Below are 24,494 nucleotides of genomic sequence, written 5' to 3'. Positions count from 1 at the left end.
GGATGTTTATAGAATACCCAGCGCAGGGAATACCAATACCGAATTCGGACCGATCAATACCCAGGAAACAGAATGCTTGATCTACGCAAGTTACGTTACTTCCTGACGGTCGCCGAAGAGCTGCACTTCGGCCGCGCAGCCCAGCGCCTGCACCTTGCCCAGCCGCCCCTGACGCGGCAGATTACGGCCCTGGAAACCGAGCTTGGCTTTCGCCTGTTTGACCGCACCAGCCGCACGGTCACACTGACCGCCCAAGGCCAGCACTTTTTGCCCTATGCCCGCGCGGCGCTGGAGCACGCCAGGCTTGCACAAGACATCGCCGCCAAACTGGCCGCCGGCTCGACCGGCCAACTGGTCGTAGGCTATGCCAGCTCGATCGCGTTGTCGGAACTCTTCAGCCAAACCCTGCAAGCCTTCGCCCAGCGTTTTCCCGATGTGCAACTGACCCTGGTGGAGAGCGCTTCCGGCAGCCTGCACACACACGTGCTGGACGGGCGCATCGACGTCGGCATGAGCCGCCTGCTGCCGGAGGCCGGGCAAACCGGCGTCGAGGCTTTGTCGTTGGGGCAAGAACCGCTGGTGGCGGCGCTTTGCAGCGACAACCCGCTGGCGGATCAGGACGAAGTCACCCTCGCCCAGCTCAGTGAGTACCCGTTGATTCTGTTTCCCAGCGATTACGGTTCGGGCCTCAACGGCTCCATCGAGCACCTGTATCAACGCCGCGGCCTGGCGCTGCGCCCGGGCCCAGCGGGGCGCCAGATCACCTCGATCATCGCCCTGGTGGCGGCAGGCCAAGGTGTTTCGCTGGTGCCCCAGTGCACCCGCACCCTGGCCAGGGAAGGCGTGGTCTACCGCCCCTTGGCAGACCCCGAAGCCTGGGTACACCTGCTGATACTCACGCGCTCACCGTCACGCTCATTGTTGGTCGAGGCCTTTATGGGAGTGGTCGAAGAATTGCTGCGCAGCCGCCCTGCCCTGGCGTCTACAACGCTCCCGGCATAACGCAGGCAAAAAAATACCCCTGCGTGAGGGGTATTTTTTCAACAGGCTGCTGCGGCTATTGCAGCATCAGGCCAGTTTTTTGTGACGCACACGGTGCGGCTGGGCAGCGGCCTCACCCAAGCGCTTCTTACGGTCGGCTTCGTACTCGGTGTAGTTGCCTTCGAAGAACACCGCTTGGGAGTCATCTTCGTACGCCAGGATGTGGGTCGCGACGCGGTCAAGGAACCACCGATCGTGAGAGATCACAATGGCGGCGCCCGGGAAGTCCAGCAGCGCTTCTTCCAGGGAACGCAGGGTTTCAACGTCGAGGTCGTTGGACGGTTCGTCGAGCAGCAGGACGTTGCCGCCCTCTTTCAGGGTCAGGGCCAGGTGCAAGCGACCACGCTCACCACCGGACAGGTCCTTGACGAACTTCTGCTGGTCGCCGCCCTTGAAGTTGAAACGACCGACGTAGGTGCGCGACGGGATTTCATAGTTGCCGATGCGGATCTGGTCGGAACCGTCGGAGATCTGCTGGAACACGGTCTTGCTGCCGTCCAGGTCGTCGCGGCTCTGGTCCACACAGGCCAGTTGCACGGTGTCACCGATCTCGATGCTGCCCGAGTCCGGGGTTTCCTTGCCCATCAGCATGCGGAACAGTGTGGATTTACCCGCACCGTTACCACCGATAACGCCGACGATCGCGCCTTTTGGCATGGCGAACGACAGGTTGTCGATCAGCACGCGGTCGCCATAGCCTTTGGTGACGTTCTTGAACTCGATGACCTTGTCACCCAGGCGCGGGCCAGCCGGGATGTAGATCTCGTTGGTCTCGCTGCGCTTCTGGAATTCCTGCGACTGCATTTCTTCAAAGCGTTGCAGACGAGCCTTGGATTTGGACTGACGGGCCTTGGCGCCTTTGCGCACCCACTCCAGTTCTTCCTTCATGGCTTTTTCGTGGGCCGATTGCTGCTTGGATTCGGCGGCCAGACGGTCGGACTTGGCTTCCAGCCAACCGGAGTAGTTGCCCTCGTAAGGGATACCGGCGCCGCGGTCGAGTTCGAGGATCCAGCCGGCGACGTTGTCCAGGAAGTAACGGTCGTGCGTGATCGCAACCACGGTGCCTGGGAAGTCGTGGAGGAAATGCTCCAGCCAGGCGACGGAATCGGCGTCCAGGTGGTTGGTCGGTTCGTCGAGCAGCAGCATGTCAGGGGCCGACAGCAGCAGGCGGCACAGGGCCACACGACGCTTCTCACCACCGGACAGGTGCTCAACCTTGGCGTCCCAGGCTGGCAGGCGCAGCGCATCGGCGGCGACTTCCAGTTGGCGCTCCAGGTTGTGGCCATCGCCCGCTTGCAGGATCGCTTCAAGCTTGGCCTGTTCGGCGGCCAGCTTGTCGAAGTCGGCATCCGGTTCGGCGTAGGCGGCGTACACCTCATCGAGGCGGGCCTGGGCGTCCTTGATCACGCTGACGGCTTCTTCGACCACTTCACGCACGGTCTTGGTCGGGTCCAGAATCGGTTCTTGCGGCAGGTAACCGATGTTCAGGTCCGGCATCGGGCGCGCTTCGCCTTCGAACTCGGTGTCGACGCCTGCCATGATTTTAAGCAGGGTGGACTTACCCGAACCGTTGAGGCCGAGCACGCCGATCTTGGCGCCTGGGAAGAAGGACAGCGAAATGTTTTTCAGGATTTCCCGCTTCGGCGGAACAACTTTTCCCAGCCGATGCATGGTGAAGACGTATTGAGCCATGGTGAACCTAGCGTCAGTGACTGATGAATTAAGCGGACGAAGCCCGTGCCAGGCCATGCGCCGCGCGGGCCTTTGACTATCATCAATGCCAGCGAGCAAAAAAAGCCTGAATGTCTGGGGCTGGAACGCCCCCGCGTAACCGGCAAAGCTACCTGAATGCGCTGGGGCAGTCCAGCCAGGCAGGACTGGCACTTTGCCACAACTCAAGGCATGCTAGCCGCCCTTCGGGCGTCCGGCTTATAGTGCACGTCGCGCGCCAGTCCAGCCAAACCGCAGGATCACAGTTTGTCCAACGTCACGCCGCCCACGCCCTTGCGCGCCGCTCATATTGCGCCGGGAGCGCCCCTGCACGGCACCTTGAAAGGCGCGTTGGCGACGCTTGTCCTGCTGTTGCTCGCCTTATTGTTCTGGCAGTTGCTTGACCAACTGCAGCAAAACCAGAAAAACCAACAGCAATACACCATCGACTACAGCGCCGACCTGGCCGAGCAGATCAGCCAGAACATGGCCCTGAGCGCGCAGATCGCCCTGAACCTGCTGCCCATCCTCGAACCACCGCGCACTGCCGAACAGCAACAGGCCTTGATGCGCTCCCTGCAGCGCTCCTTGCCAGACTTGCGCAGCTTCGCCCTGCTCGCCCCCAGCGGCGCCCTGATCAGCGACACTGCCCAAGGCAGCCGAGACAGTGCCCTGCTCGAAGACCTGGTCAAGCGCAGTCACGCCCAGTCCTACTACCTGAGCAACGACAACGACGGCACGGTCATCTATCTGTTGCTGCACCAACCCAGCGGTGGCTCCAAGGTGTACTGGGCCTTGCGCCTGGCGCCCAATTATCTGGCCAACCTCACGCGCCAGGATGTCCAGGGCCAGCGCCCGATGTGGGCGATCGAGAACAACCTGAACCACCGTGTGGTCAGCCGTGACAGCGGGATGCCGGCGCAGTGGTCCGGCGCCCTGACGCCGGAAGAATTGAACCGCAGCGTGCTGGTCACGCCGTTGAGCAAAAGCGATTGGCAACTGCGCGGCATGTTTGACCGCGGTGCGGTGCTGGAACAGCTGCTGCCGGCCTTTATCGGCAAGTGCCTGCTCGGCCTGGCGTTTTCGCTGATCCCGGTGATCGTGCTGCTCAACATGCGCCGCCGCCAACGCCAGGTGAATGAAGGCCGGCGACGCTATCAGGACATCTTCGAAGGCACCGGCGTGGCCTTGTGCGTGCTGGACCTGTCGGGGCTCAAGGCGTTTTGCGACAAAACCCAGGTGCAAAGCCGCGAGCAGTTGCACGCTTGGTTGCAGGCCAACCCCACGCAGCGCAAGCAACTGCTCAAGGAGTTGCGCGTCACCGAGGTCAACCAGATGGCCGTGCGCCTGCTGAACGTGGCGTCCTGCGAGCAGGCCTGGGAGCGTCTGATCGATGATTGCCCACGCAATGCCACGTCCATCGGCTATCAGGTGCTGGAAGCCGTACTGACCCGGCAAAAACAGCTGGAGCTGGAAATCCAGCTCAACGACGTGGTCGGCAACGAACAGTACCTGTGGCTGGTGATGCGTTTGCCGGAGCAGCAGGATGACGTCAAGGCCGTGATCCTCAGCATCAGTGACATCACCAGCCGCAAGCTGATCGAGTTGTCGCTGGTGGAGCGTGAAAGCTTCTGGTCGGATGTGGTGCGCACCGTGCCCGATCACCTGTATGTGCAGGACGTGATCAGCCAGCGCATGATTTTCAGCAACCATCATCTGGGCCACACCTTGGGCTACAACAAGGCCGAGCTGCAGCAAATGGGCGAGTACTTCTGGGAAATCCTGCTGCACCCCGAAGACGCCGAGCATTACCACGACTTGCGCCAGCAGCAACGCCAAGCCGCTTACACCACCCAACTGCACTGCCAACTGCGCTTTCGCCACCGCAATAACCAGTGGCGCCGCTTCGATATCCGCGAGCAGGCCCTGGCCCGGGATACGTCTACGGTGGTCACTCGGATCATCGGCGTGGCCAAAGACATCACCGACCAGATCGAGGCCAGTGAATCGCTGCGCGACAGTGAACAGCGCTACCGGATGCTGGCCGAAAGCATCAGCGACGTGATCTGCTCCACCGACAGCCAACTGGCCCTCAACTACATCAGCCCCTCGGTCAACACCGTGCTGGGCTATGACGTGGACTGGGTGTTCAAGAACGGCTGGCAATCAATCGTTGCCAACCCGCAGCAGTTGACCGGCATTTACAGCCTGATGGAGCAGGTCAGCCGCGCCCTCGGCAACGCCGAGGCCTTGAACACCTTGCGCGATGAAGTGCAGACCCAACTGTTTCTGTTCGACTGCCTGCGCGCCGACGGGCGCAAGGTGCCGATAGAGCTGCGCCTGGTGCTGGTGTGGGATGAACATGGCGCGTTTGAAGGCATCCTCGGCGTGGGCCGCGATATCAGCCAGCAACGCCGCGCCGAAAAAGACCTGCGCATGGCGGCCACGGTATTCGAACACTCCACCTCGGCGATCCTGATCACCGACCCGGCCGGTTACATCGTGCAGGCCAACGAGGCGTTCAGCCGGGTCAGCGGCTATGCGGTGAGCGATGTGCTCGACCAGTTGCCCAATATGCTCACCGTCGATGAGCAGCAGGAAGCCCACCTGCGTTATGTGCTCAAGCAATTGCACCAGCACAGCACCTGGGAAGGCGAGGTGTGGCTCAAGCGTCTCAATGGCGAGCATTACCCGGCCTGGGTCGGCATTACTGCGGTGTTCGACGACGAAGGCGACCTGGCCAGCTACGTGTGTTTCTTCAGCGATATCAGCGAGCGCAAGGCCAGTGAGCAGCGCATCCACCGCCTGGCCTACTACGACGCCCTGACCCACTTGCCCAACCGCACGCTGTTCCAGGACCGCCTGCACACCGCGTTGCAGTCCGCCGAACGGCAGAAGTCGTGGGTGGTGCTGATGTTCCTCGACCTCGACCGCTTCAAACCGATCAACGACTCCCTCGGCCACGCGGCCGGCGACCGCATGCTCAAGGAAATGGCCACGCGCCTGCTCGGCTGTGTGGCCGAAGACGACACCGTGGCGCGCATGGGCGGCGACGAATTCACCCTGCTTTTGCAACCACGGGTCAGCCGCGAAATGGCGCTGAACCGTGCGATCCATGTGGCCGAGCAGATCCTCGCCAGCCTGGTCAAACCCTTTGTGCTGGAAGGCCGCGAGTTCTTCGTGACCGCCAGTATCGGCATCGCCCTGAGCCCGCAAGACGGCAACGAGCTGAGCCAACTGATGAAAAACGCCGACACGGCGATGTATCACGCTAAAGAACGCGGCAAGAACAACTTCCAGTTCTACCAGGCCGACATGAACGCCAGCGCCCTGGAGCGCCTGGAACTGGAAAGCGACCTGCGCCACGCCTTGGACCAGAACGAATTCGTGCTGTATTACCAGCCGCAATTCAGCGGCGACGGCAAACGCCTGACCGGCGCCGAAGCCCTGCTGCGCTGGCGCCACCCGCGTCGCGGGCTGGTGCCGCCTGGGGACTTTATCCCGGTGCTGGAAGAGCTCGGGCTGGTGGTGGATGTGGGCGACTGGGTGATCAGCGAAGCCTGCCGCCAGCTCAAGGCCTGGCACCAGAACAAAGTGCGCGTGCCTAAAGTTTCAGTGAATATTTCGGCACGGCAGTTCTCCGACGGCCAACTGGGCACGCGCATCGCCACCATCCTCAAGGACACTGGCCTGCCGCCGGCGTGCCTGGAGCTGGAGCTGACCGAAAGCATCCTGATGCGCGAAGTCAACGAAGCCCTGCAGATCCTCGCCAGCCTGAAGAACCTGGGCCTGAGCATCGCGGTAGATGACTTTGGCACCGGCTATTCATCGCTCAACTACCTCAAGCAATTCCCCATCGATGTGCTGAAGATCGACCGCACCTTCGTCGACGGCCTGCCCTCGGGTGAGCAGGACGCGCAGATTGCCCGGGCGATCATTGCCATGGCCCACAGCCTGAACCTGGCGGTGATTGCCGAAGGCGTGGAAACCCATGAGCAGTTGGACTTCCTGCGTGAGCATGGCTGTGATGAGGTGCAGGGCTACCTGTTCGGGCGGCCGATGCCGGCGAATCGGTTTGAGGTGCAGTTCAGTAATGATGCCCTCTTCATGTTTGACTGAAAGCTGTGGGGGGCTTAGGTTTTTTTGTAGGAGCGAGCTTGCTCGCGAAAAACTCACAGGCGCCGCGTTCATTCAGGATGCACGCGTTATCGTTGACGTTTTTCGCGAGCAAGCTCGCTCCTACAGAAGAAGGCGATGGGGCCAGTACCGACACCGCCCCCCCCAGATGAACCCCACTTGTCCGCGACATGATGTCCTTTCATATGCCATCTAAAACCCATTGGGTTAGAATGCCCTCCTTTTCTGCCCCCGATCCTTGAGGACCGCCATGTTCAGCCGTGATTTGACTATTGCCAAGTACGACGCCGATCTCTTCGCCGCCATGGAGCAAGAAGCCGTGCGCCAGGAAGAGCACATTGAGCTGATCGCTTCGGAAAACTACACCAGCCCTGCGGTGATGGAGGCTCAAGGTTCGGTTCTGACCAACAAGTACGCCGAAGGCTACCCAGGCAAGCGCTACTACGGTGGTTGCGAGTACGTCGACGTGGTTGAGCAGTTGGCCATCGACCGTGCAAAAGAACTGTTCGGCGCCGATTACGCCAACGTTCAGCCCCACGCCGGCTCCCAAGCCAACAGCGCCGTGTACCTGGCCCTGTTGCAAGGCGGCGACACCATCCTGGGCATGAGCCTGGCCCACGGCGGTCACCTGACCCACGGCGCCACGGTTTCGTCCTCCGGCAAGCTGTACAACGCCGTTCAGTACGGTATCGATGCCAACGGCCTGATCGACTACGACGAAGTTGAGCGTCTGGCCGTCGAACACAAGCCAAAAATGATCGTGGCTGGTTTCTCTGCCTACTCGCAGATCCTGGATTTCCCACGCTTCCGTGAAATCGCCGACAAGGTTGGCGCCTACCTGTTCGTGGACATGGCCCACGTGGCCGGCCTGGTGGCTGCGGGCGTTTACCCCAACCCAGTGCCTTACGCTGACGTGGTCACCACCACGACCCACAAGACCCTGCGCGGTCCACGTGGCGGCCTGATCCTGGCGCGTGCCAACGCCGAGATCGAGAAGAAGCTCAACTCCGCCGTTTTCCCGGGCGCCCAAGGCGGCCCGCTGGAGCACGTGATCGCGGCCAAGGCGATCTGCTTCAAGGAAGCGCTGCAGCCTGAGTTCAAGACCTACCAGCAGCAAGTGGTCAAGAACGCCAAGACCATGGCCAGCGTGTTCATCGAGCGCGGTTTTGACGTGGTGTCCGGCGGTACCGAAAACCACCTGTTCCTGCTGTCGCTGATCAAGCAGGACATTTCCGGTAAAGATGCTGACGCTGCCCTGGGCAAAGCCTTCATCACCGTGAACAAAAACTCCGTACCGAACGACCCACGTTCGCCGTTCGTCACCTCCGGCCTGCGCTTCGGCACTCCGGCTGTGACCACCCGTGGTTTCAAGGAAGCTGAGTGCAAGGAACTGGCCGGCTGGATCTGCGACATCCTGGCCGACCTGAACAACGAAGCCGTGATCGACGCGGTACGTGAGAAGGTCAAGGCCATCTGCAAGAAGCTGCCGGTATACGGCGCGTAATACCAAGAAGCCCACTGTAGGAGCGAGCTTGCTCGCGAAAAACGTCAACGATAACGCGTGCATCTTGGGTGCATGCGTTGCCTGTGAGTTCTTCGCGAGCAAGCTCGCTCCTACAAGTGGGCTTTTTTATGCCTGATAGATCCGCTCAAAGCCTTGGCGGATCTTGTCTTCCGGCAGCTCATCGGCAATAAACACAATCACACTTTCGCGCGCCTCGCCCTCGGCCCATTCGGTATCCCAGTCGAAGCCATAGAGCTTCAACACGCCCTGGAACACCATGCGTCGATCCTCCCCGGCAATATTCAGCACGCCTTTGTAACGCAGCAGTTGCTTGCCATGGTCCTCCAGCAGTTCGTTCATGAACTCGCTGAGACGGTCGATATCCAGCGGCTGGTCGGTGCGCAGCACCAGGCTGGAAATACGGTCGACCGAAGGCGCTGCACTGACCGGGCGCAGGCTCATGCCGGCATTGAGGTTGAAACCGCGCACATCCAGCAATTCGGCCAGGTCAATCTTGCCGTGGTCTACCACGCGAATCGGCGCACGGCGGTTGATGCGGGTGAGGCGCTGGCTGAGGGCGTCGAAGGTGGCGTCGTCTACCAGGTCGCGCTTGCTCACCAACAAGCGGTCGGCAAAGCCGATCTGGGCCTGGGCGATGGTCTGGGTCAGATGATGCTCGGCGTGGGCCGCATCCACCAGGGTGATGATGCCGTCGAGGATATAGCGCTCGCGCAGTTCTTCGTCGATGAAAAAGGTCTGGGCCACCGGTGCGGGGTCGGCCAGGCCGGTGCATTCGATCACCAGGCGGTCGAAGGCGATCTCGCCGCTGTCCAGGCGTTCAAGCAGTAGGTATAGGGCCTTGGTCAGGTCGGTATGGATGGTGCAGCACACGCAGCCGTTGGACAGGGTCATCACTTGCACCGGCTCGTCGCCCAGCAGTTGGGTGTCGATACCGGCGTCACTGAATTCGTTTTCGATCACGGCGATTTTCAAGCCGTGCTCGGCTTTGAGCAGGTGGCGCAGCAAGGTGGTCTTGCCGGCGCCGAGGAAGCCGCTGAGGATGGTAACGGGGATGGGAGAGGACAAAGAGATTCTCCTGAAAAATGGGGACGCAAAAACAACTGTAGGAGCGAGCTTGCTCGCGAAGAACGTCAACGATAACGCGTGCTGTCTGGATGCACGTGGTGTCCTTGGGTTTTTCGCGAGCAAGCTCGCTCCTACAGGTAAGGCAGTTTTACCAACTTAACAGCACTTGGGCCCACCCTTGCCGCCGTAACGGGCTTCCTGGCGTTCCCGGAAGAACGCCTTGTAGTCCATCACCGGCTTGTCCGGGTGTTTGGTTTGCATATGCTCGACGTAGGTGTCGTAGTCGGGCATGCCGACCATCAGGCGGGCGGCCTGACCGAGGTATTTACCGAGGCGACTGATGTCATTGAACATGTTTGCAATCCTCGTTTACGCGTCTGGTACAGCCTGGAACGGGGCTTCTTTATCCGTACGCTCTTTGTTGCCCCAGGCGGCGACACCCACCTTGAGCGCATAGAACAGGATGCTGAACACCACGAACAGGAACAGCGCCGTCAGCGTTGCGTTGGTGTAGGCGTTCCAGATCACGTGCTGCATCTGGTCGATGCTCTTGGCCGGGGCCAGGATCTGGCCGTTAGCCAGGGCATCGCTGTACTTCTTGGCCAGCGACAGGAAGCCGATCGCCGGGTTGGCGTCGAACAGCTTGATGAAGCCCGCAGTCGTGGTACAGATCAACAGCCACACTGCTGGCAACATGGTCACCCAGATGTAGCGCTGACGCTTCATCTTGATCAGCACAACGGTCGCCAGCATCAGCGCGATACCCGCCAGCATCTGGTTGGAGATACCGAACAGCGGCCACAAGGTGTTGATACCACCCAGCGGGTCGATCACGCCTTGGTACAGCAAGTAGCCCCACATCGCCACGCAACCGGCCGTGGCGATCAGGTTGGCAGTCCAGGACTCGGTACGCTTGAGTGCCGGCACGAACGAACCCAGCAGGTCTTGCAGCATGAAACGACCGGCACGGGTACCGGCGTCGACCGCCGTGAGGATGAACAGCGCTTCGAACAGGATCGCAAAGTGGTACCAGAACGCCATGGTGTTTTCACCCGGCAGCACACTGTGCAGGATCTGCGCGATACCCACCGCCAACGTCGGCGCACCACCGGCACGCGCCAGGATGGTGGTTTCGCCGATATCGTGGGCCACGGCAGAGAGCGCCTCAGGCGTAATGGCAAAGCCCCAACTGCTGACCGTCTGCGCCACGGTAACCACGTCGGTGCCGACAATGGCGGCCGGGCTGTTCATGGCGAAGTACACGCCAGGCTCGATCACCGAGGCGGCAACCATCGCCATGATGGCCACGAACGACTCCATCAGCATGCCGCCGTAACCGATGTAACGGGCATGGCTTTCACTGGCCAACAGCTTGGGTGTGGTGCCCGAGGAGATCAGCGCATGGAAGCCCGAGACCGCGCCACAGGCAATGGTGATGAACAGGAACGGGAACAGGCCGCCCTTCCACACCGGGCCGGTGCCGTCGATGAACTGGGTGAGTGCCGGCATTTTCAGGTCAGGCATGGTGACCAGGATGCCAATCGCCAGGGCGATGATGGTGCCGATTTTCAGGAACGTCGACAGGTAGTCGCGGGGCGCCAGGATCAGCCACACCGGCAGCACAGCGGCCACGAAGCCGTAGCCGATCAGCATCCAGGTGATCTGGATACCAGTGAAGGTGAACGCCTTGGCCCACACCGGGTCAGCGGCAATCTGCCCGCCCAGCCAGATCGAACCCAGCAGCAACAGCACGCCGATGATCGAGATTTCACCGATGCGGCCCGGGCGGATGTAGCGCATGTAGATGCCCATGAACATCGCGATCGGGATGGTCGCCATCACCGTGAAGATGCCCCATGGGCTCTCGGCCAGGGCCTTGACCACGATCAGCGCCAACACCGCGAGGATGATGATCATGATCAGGAAGCAGCCGAACAGCGCGATGGTCCCGGGAATGCGGCCCATCTCTTCGCGAACCATATCCCCCAGGGAACGGCCGTTACGACGGGTGGACAGGAACAGGACCATGAAGTCTTGCACCGCACCGGCCAGCACCACTCCGGCAATCAGCCAGAGGGTGCCGGGCAGATAGCCCATTTGCGCCGCCAGCACCGGGCCGACCAACGGGCCTGCACCGGCAATCGCCGCAAAGTGGTGACCGAAAAGAATGTGTTTGTTGGTCGGCACATAGTCCAGACCATCGTTGTTGACCACCGCAGGGGTTGCCCGCCGAGGGTCGAGTTGCATCACGTTGTTGGCGATGAACAGACTGTAGTAACGGTACGCAACCAGGTAGATGGCCACTGCAGCGACCACAATCCACAAGGCGTTGATCGCCTCGCCGCGGCGCAAGGCCACTACGCCCAGGGCGCACGCTCCTACAATTGCCAGCACCAGCCAGGGTAAGTGGCGTAGCAGGCTATTATTATTTTTCATTTTTATATTCCAGCCAGGGTGGACAGAAAGGACAGCCAGCCCGAGTTTAGCGCTACTGGCCTCAAAGACCAGCCCCCTACGTTGGTCTAGAGCCTTCAACCGGTAAAAAAAGCCGAAATAATCACCCCCTGATGGCCCGGGGCTACACTCCTCCCATTCACAGAGGGCTTTACCATGACCGAGCATGCGTCTGAACGTCGCCGTTTTCGCCGGATTGCTTTTGATGCCACGGCCGAACTTCGGCAAAACGGCAGCGAATGGCCGGTGAAACTGCTGGATCTATCACTCAAGGGTTTGCTGGTGGAACGACCGGACGACTGGAAGGGGAATAAAGCGCTGCCCTTTGATGTCGACATACGCCTGGACCAGAAGACACATATAAAGATGCAAGCGCGGCTGACCCATGAAGATCCTGGGCAATTGGGCTTTGTGTGCAAACACATTGATCTGGACTCGATCAGCCATTTGCGCAGGTTCGTTGAGTTGAACCTGGGTGATGAGCAAGAGCTGGAGCGCGAGCTGGGCGCCCTGCTGGAGATCTAGCTGGCAACATGAATCAAGGGTGGGAGCTGGCTTGCCTGCGATGGCGGTGTATCAGACAAGGATGGGTAAGCTGACCCGCCGCTATCGCAGGCAAGCCAGCTCCCACAGGGTTTCAGCAGTGTTGCGGATTATTCGAACAGCGCATCCAACGCCTGCTCCAGCCGCGTCACAGCAATGATCTGCAACCCCGGCGGCGCCTCCTTCGGGGCATTGCCCTTGGGCACAATCGCCCGTTTGAAGCCATGCTTGGCCGCCTCCTTCAAGCGCTCCTGCCCACTCGGCACCGGGCGTACTTCGCCCGACAAACCCACCTCGCCAAACACCAGCAAGTCATGGGGCAACGGACGGTTACGCAGGCTGGACATCACCGCCGCCATCAACGCCAGGTCGGACGCGGTCTCCAGCACCTTGACCCCGCCCACCACGTTGAGGAACACATCCTGGTCGTGGGTCGGAATGCCGCCATGCCGGTGCAGCACCGCCAGCAACATCGCCAGGCGGTTCTGGTCCAGGCCCAGGGTGACGCGCCGTGGGTTGGCCAAATGGCTGTCATCCACCAGCGCCTGGACTTCCACCAGCATCGGCCGGGTGCCTTCCCACGTGGCCATCACCACGCTGCCTGGGACTTCTTCCTGGGCGCGGGTGAGAAAAATCGCGGAGGGGTTCGAGACTTCTTTCAGCCCCCGGTCAGTCATGGCAAACACACCCAGTTCGTTGACGGCGCCAAAGCGGTTCTTCACCGCCCGTAGCAGGCGCAGGCGACCGTCGGATTCCCCTTCGAAATACAACACGGTGTCGACCATGTGTTCCAACACCCGTGGCCCGGCCAGTGCGCCTTCCTTGGTGACGTGGCCGACCAGGAAGATCGCCGTGCCGCTCTGCTTGGCGTAACGCACCAGCAGCGCCGCGCTTTCGCGCACCTGTGACACGCCGCCGGGTGCCGATTGCAGTTGTTCAGTGAAAATCGTCTGGATCGAGTCAATGACCATGACCTTGGGCTTTTCGATGCGCGCCGTGGCGATGATGCTTTCGATGCAGGTTTCGGTCATCACCCGCAACTGATCCTGAGGCAAGCCCAGGCGCCGGGCGCGCATGGCCACTTGCTGCTGGGACTCTTCGCCGGTGACATACAGCGCAGGCATGCGGCTGGCGATGCTGCACAGGGTTTGCAGCAGGATCGTGGATTTGCCGATGCCAGGGTCACCGCCGATCAGCACCACCGAGCCGTCCACCAGGCCACCGCCCAATACCCGGTCCAGTTCGCCGGAGGCGGTGGAAAAGCGCGGGATCTCTTCGACGCTGACTTCGGCCAGGGTCTTGATCTGCGCCTGTTGCCCGGTCCAGCCGGCCCGGCCGGTGGGGGCTGCGGCACCGCCACTCTCGATCATGGTTTCAGTCAGGGTGTTCCAGGCGCCGCATTCGGAGCACTGGCCCGCCCATTTGGGAAAGGTCGCGCCGCACTCTGTGCAGCCGTACATGCGCTTGGCCTTTGCCATATGAGAACCTCCAACCGAAAAACCGCGATGATAGCTCAGCGCGACGCTGGGGTCCGGATTTCGCCATTAGCCAAACGTGAAGCGCTGTTACCCACCGGGTCCTCGGCGTTCAGGTCGGCGCCTTTGGCTTGCAGCGCCCCCAGCAACTCGACGCGCTTGAATAACCCGGCGTACATGGCGGCGGTCTGCCCTGCGCCGTTGCGTTGGTCAGGGTTGCAGTCGGTGGCCAACAGGCGCTGGGCGATTTTCAGCTCGCCTTTGAAGATGGCGCCCATCAACGCTGTGTTGCCGCGCTTATCCTGCACACAGGCGTCGGCGCCGGCATCGAGCAGACGCTCCACATACGGGCCCTGGCCGTGATAAGCAGCCAGGATCAACGCGGTGTAACCCTTGTCGTCCTGGGTATTGAGACCGTAGCCGGACTCAATGAAGGTGTTGAGCATGTCGAGGTCGCCACGACGGGCGGCGTCGAAATAGTAGTCCTGCAACTGCGCCTTGAGCGCCACCGGGTCGGGAGACTCGGCATGGGCAGCGAAGGCCAGCATGGCCATCAGTAAACCGATAGAGATGCGCATAGGGTGTTCTCCTGCCAAAGGTCGACGCCCGTGAAGGCGCCGACCGCAACCAACGAATCAGTCAGTCAGTTTTTGCGCCAGCGCCGTCACGCGAGCCAGGTCGCCCTTGGCGACTTTGGCGACGCCGGTGCCGTATTCCGGATCCGCTTTGTAGAGGAACGACAGGATGATGTGCTTGCTCTCATCATCGGTGGTGGCCAATGAGCCGCCGAAGTTGTTGATCAAGTCCTCGCGCTCTTTCTTGGTGTAGGAACGGTACAGATCACCGGCCTGCTTGAAGTTCTGCTCACGCTGGATCTTCGCCTGCTGGGTGCTGCCCGCCAGCGGCGCCTGGCTGTAGCGCGCGGTTTGTGGCTCTTCGCGTGGCAACAGGCGGCTTGGTTGGTAGTTCACGCCGGTGGTGGTCTTGCCGAAGTTCATCGCGCCGTCCTGGTTGCCGTTGTTGACGGTGACCCGTGGAGCGTTGATCGGCAGTTGCAGGGCGTTCGCGCCCAGGCGGTACATCTGCGTATCGGCGTAGGAGAACACCCGGCCTTGCAGCAAGCGGTCTTCCGACGGCTCGATACCCGGTACCAGGTTGGCCGGGGCCATCGCCACTTGCTCGGTTTCCTGGAACACATTGGCCGGGTTGCGGTTCAGCACCATTTGCCCGACTTTGCGCTCGGGCACATTCGGCCAGATCTTGGTGGCATCCAGTGGGTCGAAATCAAACTTGGCCAGGTCTTCAGGCTTGAGCACCTGCACATACAAGTCCCACTTAGGGAAGTCGCCTTTGTTGATGTGCGTGACCAAGTCATTGGTCATATGGCTGTAGTCACGGCCTTGCACTTCGCTGACTTGTTTTGGATCCAAATTCTTGATGCCCTGCAGGCTCTTCCAATGGAACTTGACGTAGTGCACTTCACCTTTAGTGTTAATCAACTTGTAGGCATGTACACCATTGCCGTCCATTTCGCGGTAACTGGCTGGGGTGCCGGAGTCCGAGTACAACTCGGTCAGTGTACGAGTGGACTCTGGAACATGGGAGAAGAAGTCGAAACGACGCGAGTCATCGTCCAGGTTAGTGCGCGGGTCCGGTTTAAACGCATGGACCATGTCCGGGAACTTGATCGCATCGCGAATAAAGAACGTGGGGAAGTTATTGCCGACCAGGTCCCAGTTACCTTCGGCGGTATAGAACTTGGTGGCGAAGCCCCGTGGATCCCGCAGCGTTTCCGGGGAGTGGTTGCCATGCACCACCGCCGAGAAGCGCACGAACACCGGCGTGGTTTCACCGGCGGCGAATACCTTGGCCTTGGTCAGGTCGCTGAGGTTGTCGGTCACGGTGAAGGTGCCATGGGCGCCCGTGCCGCGTGCGTGCACCACGCGCTCTGGAATGCGTTCGCGGTCGAAGCGCTGCAGCTTCTGGATCAGTTGCACATCCTGCAGCAACACCGGGCCATTGGCGCCGGCGGTCTGGGAGTTCTGGTTATCACCGACGTTGGCCCCGTTATCGCGGGTCAGGTTGGCGGCTTGTACGGAGAGGGAAAGCAGGCTGGCGGTCACCAGTGCCAGCGCATGGCGCGCCGACACGGGCCTGCGGCTGATTGGAGTGTTCATCGAGGTTTCCTCTGGTTTTTTTAATGCACATTCAGTTGTGCTTGCCAGAGGCTAGTGACCTGCGAGTCAGAAGATAAATAGAAAAACACCACAGGTCCGATTAAGAAAATAATCTGGTAACTCGCTGAAATAGCCGGTAATTCGCGCGCGACTGGTGGCACTTTGCAAACTATTTGCGATTTAATGTGTCGATAAAAATCGACAGTGTTAACAGTTGTGTCGAGCAAGCGCTGTTCGACTGAATTACACTGACCTCCACCCTCCTCAACTGTAACAAGGAATAACCTATGGGCGTGATCAGTGAGTTCAAGGCCTTCGCGGTCAAAGGTAATGTGGTCGACATGGCCGTCGGTATCATCATCGGTGCTGCCTTCGGCAAGATTGTTTCCTCATTTGTAGGCGACGTGATAATGCCTCCCATCGGCCTGCTGATCGGTGGCGTGGACTTTGCCGATCTGGCCGTCACGCTCAAGGCCGCACAGGGTGATGTACCCGCGGTTGTGCTGGCCTACGGCAAGTTCATCCAGAGCATCATCGACTTTGTGATCGTCGCGTTTGCAATCTTCATGGGCGTGAAGGCGATCAACCGTCTCAAGCGCGAAGAGGCCGTGGCCCCAAGCCTGCCGCCGACGCCGAGCAAGGAAGAAGTGCTGCTGGGCGAGATCCGCGATCTGCTCAAGGCACAGAACAACAAGCCGCTTTAACCTGCGGATGCAAAAAAAGGCGCCTCGTAAGGCGCCTTTTTTCTACCAGTAGTTCTCTACCGCCACCTGGCCAGGCCGTCGGCTCAGGCTCAGTTGCATGTCCCGCTGCTTGAGCAACTGGCGCGTGTCATCGACCATCTGCGGGTTGCCGCAAATCAGTACGCGCGAATCCTGCGCCGTCAGCTCCACGCCGGCGGCCCGCTCCAATTCGCCATTTTCGATCAGGGCCGTAATACGCCCGTTCAACGCGCCCGGATGCAGCTCGCGGGTAACGATGGGAATGTAGGTGAGCTTGTGGGCGTAGTCGGCCAGGTACTCACGCTCACCCAGCGTGTTGATCAGCGACTGGTAGGCCAGTTCCTTGGCTTCCCGGGCGCTGTACACCAGGATGATGCGCTCGAATTTTTCCCAGGCTTCGAAGTCCTGCAGGATCGACAGGAACGGCGCAATGCCCGTACCGGTTCCCAGCAACCACAGGTCACGCCCGTCGACAAAACGGTTGAGGGTCAGAAAACCCGTGGCCTGGCGCTCTACCAGCAAGGTATCGCCCACCTTCAGGCGGCTCAGTTCACTGGTGAACTCACCACCGGGGACCACGATGGAAAAGAAATCCAGATGCTCGTCAAACGGCGAAGACACGATGGAATAGGCACGCCACACGGTGCTGCCATCCGCCTTGGTGACGCCCAGGCGCACAAACTGGCCGGCGGTAAAACGAAAACCGGCATCGCGGGTGGTGCGCAAGGTGAACAGGCTGGGGGTCAGCGATTGCACATCGAGCAGGGTCTGGCGGGTAAATTTCTCAGCACTGGCCGTCATGGGGGGCTCCGTTTTGCACAGGCCGTTAGTGTCCCTCAAAACAGACCGCGCAAACACCGATGATTGATACTGGCTTTGCAATCGCTGAAGGCTCGCGCAGCTGGCGCGCGCGTTTTTGAGCCAGCCAGGGGCTACACCATGGGCGCCTCAGTGGAACTAATTATTTGGCTATTAATTCACCCCGAACACCTCACTAGATGAAACAGCACTTACAACGACATCATTTTGATACTGTTTTTAAGACATTAAAAACGTTGAAAAAACTTCCGCTGCCAAGTGCCCTTATACAAAACTCCAAGCCTTGTACAAAACCGGCGTGCGAAACAAACCCCGTAAGTAAAATATTTTTCAGACTCAGTTGTAGGACTTCCCCTACACTTGTTTTCGAGTTGCATTGGGAGATCAGGACGTACCCAAGTCACACAGAAACCTATGGAGAGTCACCGATGGTCAATTGGCATAACACCCGGCTGCCCAAGCTGGAAGGCGAGAGTGAAATCACCAGTGTGTTTGAGATGGTGATTAACCACACCTATGAGCTGGGTTTCGAATATTGCTCTTTTACGATGAGCTCCCAGTCACAAGACACTCAAACAAAACCCATTCTATTCAATAACTATCCAAACGAATGGAGCCACATTTATAAACAAGCACACTACTTCGATGTAGACCCCGTTGTAACCCACTGCAAAAATTCGGTACTGCCCATTCTCTGGGAGCAAAAAACCTTTGCCAACACCCCCCAGTTGTGGGAGTTGGCCCAGTCCTGCGGGGTGCATTTAGGCTGGACCCAAGCCGTGCATGATTTCCAGGGTGTATTCAGCATGCTGACCCTGGTTCGCAGCAAGGGCGAGGTCAGCCCTGAAGAGCTTTACGAAAAAGCCGGCCAGGTGTTGTGGCTTTGCCACGCGATGCATGCGGTCGTCGCGCAGAAGTACGCCGACGCGCCCGACATCAAAGCGCCCAGCAAATTGACCGCCCGGGAAACGGAAATCCTCAAGTGGTCTGCGATGGGCAAGACGGCCTCCGAGATTGCCGCGATTCTTTGCCTGTCCGAACGCACCGTGGGCTTTCATATCAGCAGTACCTTCAAGAAGCTGGGCGTGCATAACAAGATCCAGGCGGTGCTGCGTGCCGCTAAAGCCGGGCTGTTTTAACCTACGCAAAACACCGCATGTCATCGCGTTGAAAAAAACGTAACATTTACGGCCAATTCTGAGTGTTGAGGGTGCGCTTCCCATGGTTGCCCCGCCGTTCACTCAGACGGTCCGTCGATTACCCAGAGCCTTGCCCCGCCATGCCCCTGCTTGACAGCCCTTTCGCCCAGCTCGACCTGATTCGTCAGCCAGAGCAACACAATGATCCGCTGCAAGCCTTCGATGCCGCCGACGAATACCTGCTCAGCCACCTCGCCGCGCAGCAGCCTACTGCCGCCACCCGCGTGCTGGTCCTCAATGACAGCTTCGGCGCACTGGCGGCCAGCCTTCAAGGCCAGGTGCAGGTGACCTCCAGCGGTGACTCGTTCCTCGCGGCCCAGGGCCTGGAAAAAAACCTGGTGCGCAACGGCAAACCCTTTGATGCCGTGCCCTTCATACCGGCCAGCCAGCTTGCGACCGGGCCATTCGATCGCGTATTGATCCGCGTGCCGAAAACCCTGGCGTTGCTGGAAGAACAACTGATCCGCCTGCAAGGGCAACTGGCGCCCGGCGCCGAGGTGATCGCAGGTGCGATGGTCAAGCATTTGCCCCGGGCTGCGGGCGAATTGCTGGAGCGTTACATCGGCCCCATGCACGCCTCATTGGCGGTCAAAAAAGCGCGGCTGTTGATCGCCAGCGTCGAGCAGCGCCCTGCTGCGGTTTCGCCCTACCCAACCCGCTATACCTTGGATGCGCCCGTCATCGAGTTGCGCAACCACGCCAACGTGTTTTGCCGCGAAGGCCTGGACATCGGCACCCGCGCCTTCCTGCCGCACCTGCCAAAAAACCTGGGCAGCGCCCGCGTGGCGGACCTGGGCTGCGGCAACGGCGTACTGGCGATTGCCAGCGCCCTGCACAACCCCGATGCGCATTACACCTTGGTGGATGAGTCGTACATGGCGGTGCAATCGGCCGCCGAAAACTGGCAAGCCGCCTTGGGTGAACGGGACGTCACCGTGCAGGCCGGCGACGGCCTGGCCGGCCAGGAGCCGCAGTCACTGGACGTGGTGCTGTGCAACCCACCGTTCCACCAACAACAAGTGGTCGGTGACTTCCTGGCCTGGCGCATGTTCCAGCAGGCACGCGAAGCGCTGGTGGTCGGTGGCGCCTTGTACATCGTCGGTAATCGTCACCTGGGCTACCACAGCAAGCTGGCGCGGCTGTTCCGTGGCGTCGAGCAAGTAGCGGCCACACCCAAGTTCGTCATCCTCAAAGCGCGTAAATAAAAACCCCTGCTTACTTGTAGGAGCGAGCTTGCTCGCGAAAAACGCCAACGATAACGCGTGCTTACTGAATAAACGCGGCGTCTGTGAGTTTTTCGCGAGCAAGCTCGCTCCTACATTATTGGTATTGGGGTCAGTGGGTGCTCAGGCCTGCTGCATTCATGAACATGCGCATCAGACTGGCCACCACGAACAGGGCCAGCACGCTGCCGGTCCAGATCATCGCCAGCCACCCCAGGCGCCGCCACAATGGCTGCTTCTCGGCCTGTTCAATCTCGTGCAACGAAGGTTTGGACATGTTTCAACCCTCCTAGTGATAGCCATCTTCGTGGGTGACCTTGCCGCGGAACACGTAGTAGCTCCAGAAGGTGTAGCCCAGGATGAACGGGATGATGAACAGCGTGCCCACCAGCATGAAGCCCTGGCTTTGCGGCGGCGCGGCGGCATCCCAGATCGATACGGACGGCGGGATGATGTTCGGCCACAGGCTGATCCCCAGGCCGCTGTAGCCGAGGAAAATCAGCACCAGCGTCAACAGGAACGGCGTGTAGTGCGCGTTACGTGCCACGGCGCGGATCAACCCGTACATGGTGACCAGCACCAGGATCGGCACCGGCAGGAACCAGAACAGGTTCGGCAGCGTAAACCAGCGCGAAGCGATTTCCGGGTGGGTCAGCGGCGTCCAGATGCTGACGATACCAGTCACCGCCAACACCACGAAGGCCAAAGGCCGCGCCAGGTTGTGCATCTGCTCCTGCAACTTGCCTTCGGTCTTCATGATCAGCCAGGTGCAGCCGAGCAAGGCATACGCCACGATTAGCGCCACACCGCAGAACATCGTGAACGGCGTGAGCCAGTCCAGTGAGCCGCCGGCGAACTGGCGGTTCACCACCGGGATGCCGTCGATAAAGGCGCCCAGCGCCACGCCCTGGAAGAAGGTCGCCGCCAGCGAGCCGCCAATAAACGCCTTGTCCCACAGGTGACGCTTGTGGTCCTTGGCCTTGAAGCGGAACTCAAAGGCCACGCCGCGAAAGATCAGCCCGATCAGCATCAGGATCAGCGGCAGGTACAGCGCCGACAACACCACCGAATAGGCCAGCGGGAACGCGCCAAACAACGCCGCGCCGCCGAGTACCAGCCAGGTTTCGTTGCCGTCCCATACGGGCGCCACGGTGTTCATCATCACGTCACGGTCGACTTTGCCCGGGATAAACGGGAAAAGAATGCCGATCCCCAGGTCGAAGCCGTCCATGACCACGTACATCATGATGCCGAAGATGATGATCACGGCCCAGATCAGCGGAAGATCAATACCCATCTCAATTCCCCTTGTGCTGGATGTGGTCGTGGTCGTTATCACTGCCATCGTCGGCAGCGGACAACGGACGTGCCGGGGTGCGTTTCTGGCCAGGGCCGCCGTGGGCTGGCTCGGTACTGTCGTGGGTCACGGGGCCTTTGCGCACCAGGCGCATCATGTAGCCCAGGCCCGCGCCGAACAGCGCGAAGTACACCACCACGAACAACACCAGGGTAATGGTCATCTGCGTCAGGCTATGCCCGGAGGAGGCATCCGCCGTGCGCATCAAGCCGTAGACCACCCAGGGCTGGCGACCGATTTCGGTGGTGAACCAACCGGCCAGAATCGCAATCAGGCCAGATGGGCCCATCCACAACGCCAGGTACAGGAACGGTTTGGACGTGTACATCTTGTCGCCCCGGCGCAGCCACAGGCTGAACAGACCGGTGAAGATCATCAGGAACCCCAGGCCGACCATGACCCGGAACGACCAGAACACAATGGTCGAGTTGGGACGGTCTTCAGGCGGGAACTCCTTGAGCGCCGGCACTTGCTTGTCCAGGGAGTGAGTCAGGATCAGGCTGCCCAGGTACGGAATCTCGACCGCGTATTTGGTTTTCTCGGCTTTCATGTCCGGCCAGCCGAACAGGATCAGCGGCGTGGGCTCGTTGCCGATATTTTCCCAGTGGCCTTCAATCGCCGCGATTTTGGCCGGCTGATGCTTGAGGGTATTGAGGCCGTGGAAGTCGCCAATCACCGCCTGGATGGGCGCAACGATCAGGGCCATCCACATCGCCATCGAGAGCATTTTGCGGATCGCCGGGTTGTCCTTGCCGCGCAGCAGGTGCCAGGCCGCCGACGAGCCGACGAAGAACGCCGTGGCAACAAAAGCAGCCGTGGCCATGTGCATCAGGCGGTAGGGGAACGACGGGTTGAAGATCACTGCCAGCCAGTCGGTCGGGATCACGCGGCCATCGATGATTTCAAAGCCCTGGGGCGTCTGCATCCAGCTGTTGGAGGCAAGAATCCAGAACGTGGAGATCAGCGTACCCACAGCCACCATCACCGTGGCAAAAAAGTGCAGCTTGCGCCCCACCTTGTTCCAGCCAAATAACATCACGCCCAGGAAACCGGCCTCGAGGAAGAAGGCCGTGAGCACTTCGTACGTCAGCAACGGCCCGGTGACGGCGCCGGCGAAGTCCGAGAAGCGGCTCCAGTTGGTGCCGAACTGGTAGGCCATGACCAGGCCCGATACCACGCCCATGCCGAAGTTGACGGCAAAGATCTTCGACCAGAAATGGTAGAGATCACGGTAGGTATCGTTATGAGTCTTGAGCCACAAGCCCTCCAGTACCGCAAGGTAACTGGCCAGGCCGATGGTGATCGCCGGGAACAGGATGTGGAATGAGATGGTGAACGCGAATTGAATTCGGGCGAGATCTAGCGCCTCCAAACCGAACATAAGTCTTCCTCTGTCAGGTAATACCGGCTGCTGGCTGGGAGCCTGCACCCACTGCCCCCACGGATATGGAGTGTGGCGAATTTCAATTCGTTTCTTTTATTACCCATCGCGTGGGGAATCTGGCCTTTCGACCACCAGAACAATCCCGGGGCAGGTTTTGATCTGGATCAAGCATCGTTGAAAGAGTAGTCCCATTTTTGCTGTAGGACTGTGTGGTCTTTTGCCGCGTGACAGCTTGCCTCAGCTCAGTTCTTGCAACTATTTGTTACAGCTTGATGCTAATCTCGCCCTTCTCCCGTTGCCGACCTGATTGCCGATGCCCAGTGAACCTGCGTTGCTGTTACGTCACCACCGCCCTTTTATCGCGTTCTGGCTGGCGCGGATCTTTACCGCCAGCGGTTTCCAGATGCTCACCGTGGCGATCGGCTGGAACCTCTACCAACTGACCGGCAATGTGCTGGACCTGGGCCTGGTCGGCCTGGTGGAATTCGTGCCGCGCGTGCTGTTCATGCTGCACACCGGGCACGTGGCGGATCGCTATGAACGCCGCCGGGTCGCAGCCATCTGCCAGACCTTGCAGGCGCTGATTGCCTTGTCCCTGGCCATCGGTGGCCTGACCGGCAACGTAACCCGCGAGATGATCTTTATCCTCGCCTTCCTGCTGGGCGCCGCCCGTTCATTTGAAATGCCCACCACCCAGGCGCTGTTGCCGAGCATCGTGCCCAGCGCGCTGTTCCCCCGCGCCGTGGCGGCTTCGCAATCGGCCCAGCAACTGGCGACCATCGTCGCACCGGCCGTGGGCGGTTTGCTCTACGCCTTTGGCAGCGTGTGGGTGTACGGCCCCACCGTGGCGCTGTACCTGATCGCCTGCGTGCTGACCCTTAACCTGCCCGCACGCCAGACCCCGCTGAACAAAGCCAAGGCCACCCTGGACTCGCTGCTGGCCGGCATTCGTTTTATCCGCAGCCGCCCGGACATTCTCGGCGCCATCTCCCTGGACCTGTTTGCCGTGCTGCTGGGCGGCGCCACCGCGCTGTTGCCGGTGTTCGCCAAGGACATCCTGCTGACCGGCGCCTGGGGCCTGGGCCTGCTGCGGTCGGCGCCGGCCGTGGGCGCTTTGCTGATGTCGTTATGGCTGGCGCGCTTTTCGGTGGACCGCCAGGTGGGCCGCGTAATGTTCACCGCCGTCGGCGTGTTTGGGGTGGCAACCATTGCCTTTGGCCTGTCGACCTCGTTCTGGTTTTCCCTGGCGGTGCTGGTGGTATTGGGCGCGGCGGACATGATCAGCATGGTGATCCGTGCGTCGTTCGTGCAGTTGGAAACGCCAGATGAAATGCGCGGGCGGGTGAGTGCGGTCAATGGCCTGTTTATCGGTGCGTCCAATCAATTGGGCGAGTTCGAATCCGGGATAACCGCCCACTGGTTTGGCACCGTGCCTGCGGTGGTGATGGGCGGGGTTGGTACGCTGGTGGTGACTGGGGTGTGGATCAAGCTGTTCCCGACCCTGGCTAACCGGGATCGCATGCATGTGCCGGTGGAAGAAACCAAGCCATAGGCGTCACCGCCCGACCTGATGTGGAATACAGTCAATGTGGGAGCGGGCTTGCTCGCGAATGCAGTGTGTCATTCCGTACATCACTGACTGAACCAACGCATTCGCGAGCAA

Annotated in this window: 19 protein-coding genes; 8 read left to right on the top strand and 11 right to left on the bottom strand. The window is 60.3% G+C overall.

Annotated features, from left to right (window positions below):
- Positions 1-72: 72 nt before the first annotated feature.
- Positions 73-1,002, top strand: coding sequence for a LysR family transcriptional regulator (locus CRN80_RS13220; protein ID WP_098950313.1), 930 nt, complete (start codon positions 73-75; stop codon positions 1,000-1,002).
- Between the two features lie 66 nt (positions 1,003-1,068).
- Here CRN80_RS13220 and ettA read toward each other — a convergent pair whose 3' ends face one another.
- Positions 1,069-2,733 (bottom strand): energy-dependent translational throttle protein EttA, encoded by a 1,665-nt coding sequence (gene ettA / locus CRN80_RS13215; protein ID WP_014720011.1) that lies wholly within the window; start codon positions 2,731-2,733, stop codon positions 1,069-1,071.
- Positions 2,734-3,018: 285 nt separating this feature from the next.
- Here ettA and CRN80_RS13210 point away from each other — a divergent pair, with 285 nt between their 5' ends.
- Positions 3,019-6,870 carry a bifunctional diguanylate cyclase/phosphodiesterase gene (locus tag CRN80_RS13210; RefSeq protein WP_098950312.1) on the top strand — a complete coding sequence of 1,284 codons (3,852 nt, stop codon included), beginning with the start codon at positions 3,019-3,021 and terminating at the stop codon, positions 6,868-6,870.
- Positions 6,871-7,138: 268 nt separating this feature from the next.
- Positions 7,139-8,392, top strand: coding sequence for a serine hydroxymethyltransferase (gene glyA / locus CRN80_RS13205; RefSeq protein WP_003194304.1), 1,254 nt, complete (start codon positions 7,139-7,141; stop codon positions 8,390-8,392).
- A 126-nt stretch (positions 8,393-8,518) separates the two neighbouring features.
- On the opposite strand, the gene yjiA is transcribed toward glyA, so the two are convergent.
- From yjiA to CRN80_RS13190, 3 genes are all read right to left on the bottom strand, one after another.
- Entirely contained in the window at positions 8,519-9,478 is a 960-nt protein-coding gene (gene yjiA, locus CRN80_RS13200; protein WP_098952608.1) for a GTPase, read from the bottom strand.
- A gap of 156 nt (positions 9,479-9,634) precedes the next feature.
- The gene (locus CRN80_RS13195; RefSeq protein ID WP_003194308.1) at positions 9,635-9,832 is read right to left on the bottom strand and encodes a YbdD/YjiX family protein; all 198 of its coding nucleotides are present in this window, start codon (positions 9,830-9,832) and stop codon (positions 9,635-9,637) included.
- A 15-nt stretch (positions 9,833-9,847) separates the two neighbouring features.
- Positions 9,848-11,914 carry a carbon starvation CstA family protein gene (locus CRN80_RS13190; RefSeq protein ID WP_003194310.1) on the bottom strand — a complete coding sequence of 689 codons (2,067 nt, stop codon included), beginning with the start codon at positions 11,912-11,914 and terminating at the stop codon, positions 9,848-9,850.
- A 174-nt stretch (positions 11,915-12,088) separates the two neighbouring features.
- On the opposite strand from CRN80_RS13190, the gene CRN80_RS13185 reads away from it, so the two are divergent.
- Entirely contained in the window at positions 12,089-12,457 is a 369-nt protein-coding gene (locus tag CRN80_RS13185; RefSeq protein ID WP_094774581.1) for a PilZ domain-containing protein, read from the top strand.
- Between the two features lie 128 nt (positions 12,458-12,585).
- Here CRN80_RS13185 and radA read toward each other — a convergent pair whose 3' ends face one another.
- From radA to katB, 3 genes are read right to left on the bottom strand one after another with little or no spacing between them, the layout of a single operon-like run.
- Entirely contained in the window at positions 12,586-13,953 is a 1,368-nt protein-coding gene (gene radA, locus CRN80_RS13180; protein WP_003194313.1) for a DNA repair protein RadA, read from the bottom strand.
- A 35-nt stretch (positions 13,954-13,988) separates the two neighbouring features.
- Entirely contained in the window at positions 13,989-14,528 is a 540-nt protein-coding gene (locus tag CRN80_RS13175; RefSeq protein ID WP_032895235.1) for an ankyrin repeat domain-containing protein, read from the bottom strand.
- Between the two features lie 57 nt (positions 14,529-14,585).
- The gene (katB, locus tag CRN80_RS13170; RefSeq protein ID WP_098950311.1) at positions 14,586-16,127 is read right to left on the bottom strand and encodes a catalase KatB; all 1,542 of its coding nucleotides are present in this window, start codon (positions 16,125-16,127) and stop codon (positions 14,586-14,588) included.
- A gap of 287 nt (positions 16,128-16,414) precedes the next feature.
- Here katB and mscL point away from each other — a divergent pair, with 287 nt between their 5' ends.
- Positions 16,415-16,831, top strand: coding sequence for a large-conductance mechanosensitive channel protein MscL (gene mscL / locus CRN80_RS13165; protein ID WP_019818024.1), 417 nt, complete (start codon positions 16,415-16,417; stop codon positions 16,829-16,831).
- A gap of 42 nt (positions 16,832-16,873) precedes the next feature.
- Here mscL and CRN80_RS13160 read toward each other — a convergent pair whose 3' ends face one another.
- Entirely contained in the window at positions 16,874-17,650 is a 777-nt protein-coding gene (locus CRN80_RS13160) for a ferredoxin--NADP reductase (RefSeq protein ID WP_056792028.1), read from the bottom strand.
- 446 nt (positions 17,651-18,096) lie between these two features.
- Here CRN80_RS13160 and CRN80_RS13155 point away from each other — a divergent pair, with 446 nt between their 5' ends.
- Together CRN80_RS13155 and CRN80_RS13150 are read left to right on the top strand one after the other, a co-directional pair.
- Positions 18,097-18,807 carry a LuxR family transcriptional regulator gene (locus CRN80_RS13155; protein ID WP_032895231.1) on the top strand — a complete coding sequence of 237 codons (711 nt, stop codon included), beginning with the start codon at positions 18,097-18,099 and terminating at the stop codon, positions 18,805-18,807.
- A 140-nt stretch (positions 18,808-18,947) separates the two neighbouring features.
- Entirely contained in the window at positions 18,948-20,072 is a 1,125-nt protein-coding gene (locus CRN80_RS13150) for a class I SAM-dependent methyltransferase (protein ID WP_003194326.1), read from the top strand.
- 130 nt (positions 20,073-20,202) lie between these two features.
- Here CRN80_RS13150 and CRN80_RS13145 read toward each other — a convergent pair whose 3' ends face one another.
- The 3 genes from CRN80_RS13145 to CRN80_RS13135 are packed head-to-tail and all read right to left on the bottom strand — an operon-like array spanning position 20,203 to position 22,828.
- Positions 20,203-20,367: a DUF2474 domain-containing protein gene (locus CRN80_RS13145; RefSeq protein ID WP_003194328.1), complete on the bottom strand. Its 165-nt coding sequence runs from the start codon at positions 20,365-20,367 to the stop codon at positions 20,203-20,205.
- A gap of 12 nt (positions 20,368-20,379) precedes the next feature.
- Positions 20,380-21,387, bottom strand: coding sequence for a cytochrome d ubiquinol oxidase subunit II (gene cydB, locus CRN80_RS13140; protein WP_098950310.1), 1,008 nt, complete (start codon positions 21,385-21,387; stop codon positions 20,380-20,382).
- Position 21,388: 1 nt separating this feature from the next.
- Entirely contained in the window at positions 21,389-22,828 is a 1,440-nt protein-coding gene (locus CRN80_RS13135) for a cytochrome ubiquinol oxidase subunit I (RefSeq protein ID WP_003194330.1), read from the bottom strand.
- A 316-nt stretch (positions 22,829-23,144) separates the two neighbouring features.
- Here CRN80_RS13135 and CRN80_RS13130 point away from each other — a divergent pair, with 316 nt between their 5' ends.
- A complete protein-coding gene (locus CRN80_RS13130; protein WP_032895226.1) occupies positions 23,145-24,383 on the top strand; it encodes an MFS transporter in 1,239 nt (412 codons plus the stop codon).
- The last annotated feature ends 111 nt before the right edge of the window (positions 24,384-24,494 follow it).

The sequence above is a fragment of the Pseudomonas sp. FDAARGOS_380 genome (genome assembly GCF_002591235.1).
Lineage (GTDB): Bacteria > Pseudomonadota > Gammaproteobacteria > Pseudomonadales > Pseudomonadaceae > Aquipseudomonas > Aquipseudomonas salmasensis.
The sequence above is the reverse complement of the archived record's forward strand: the minus strand, read 5'-3'. Positions and strand labels throughout refer to the sequence as shown.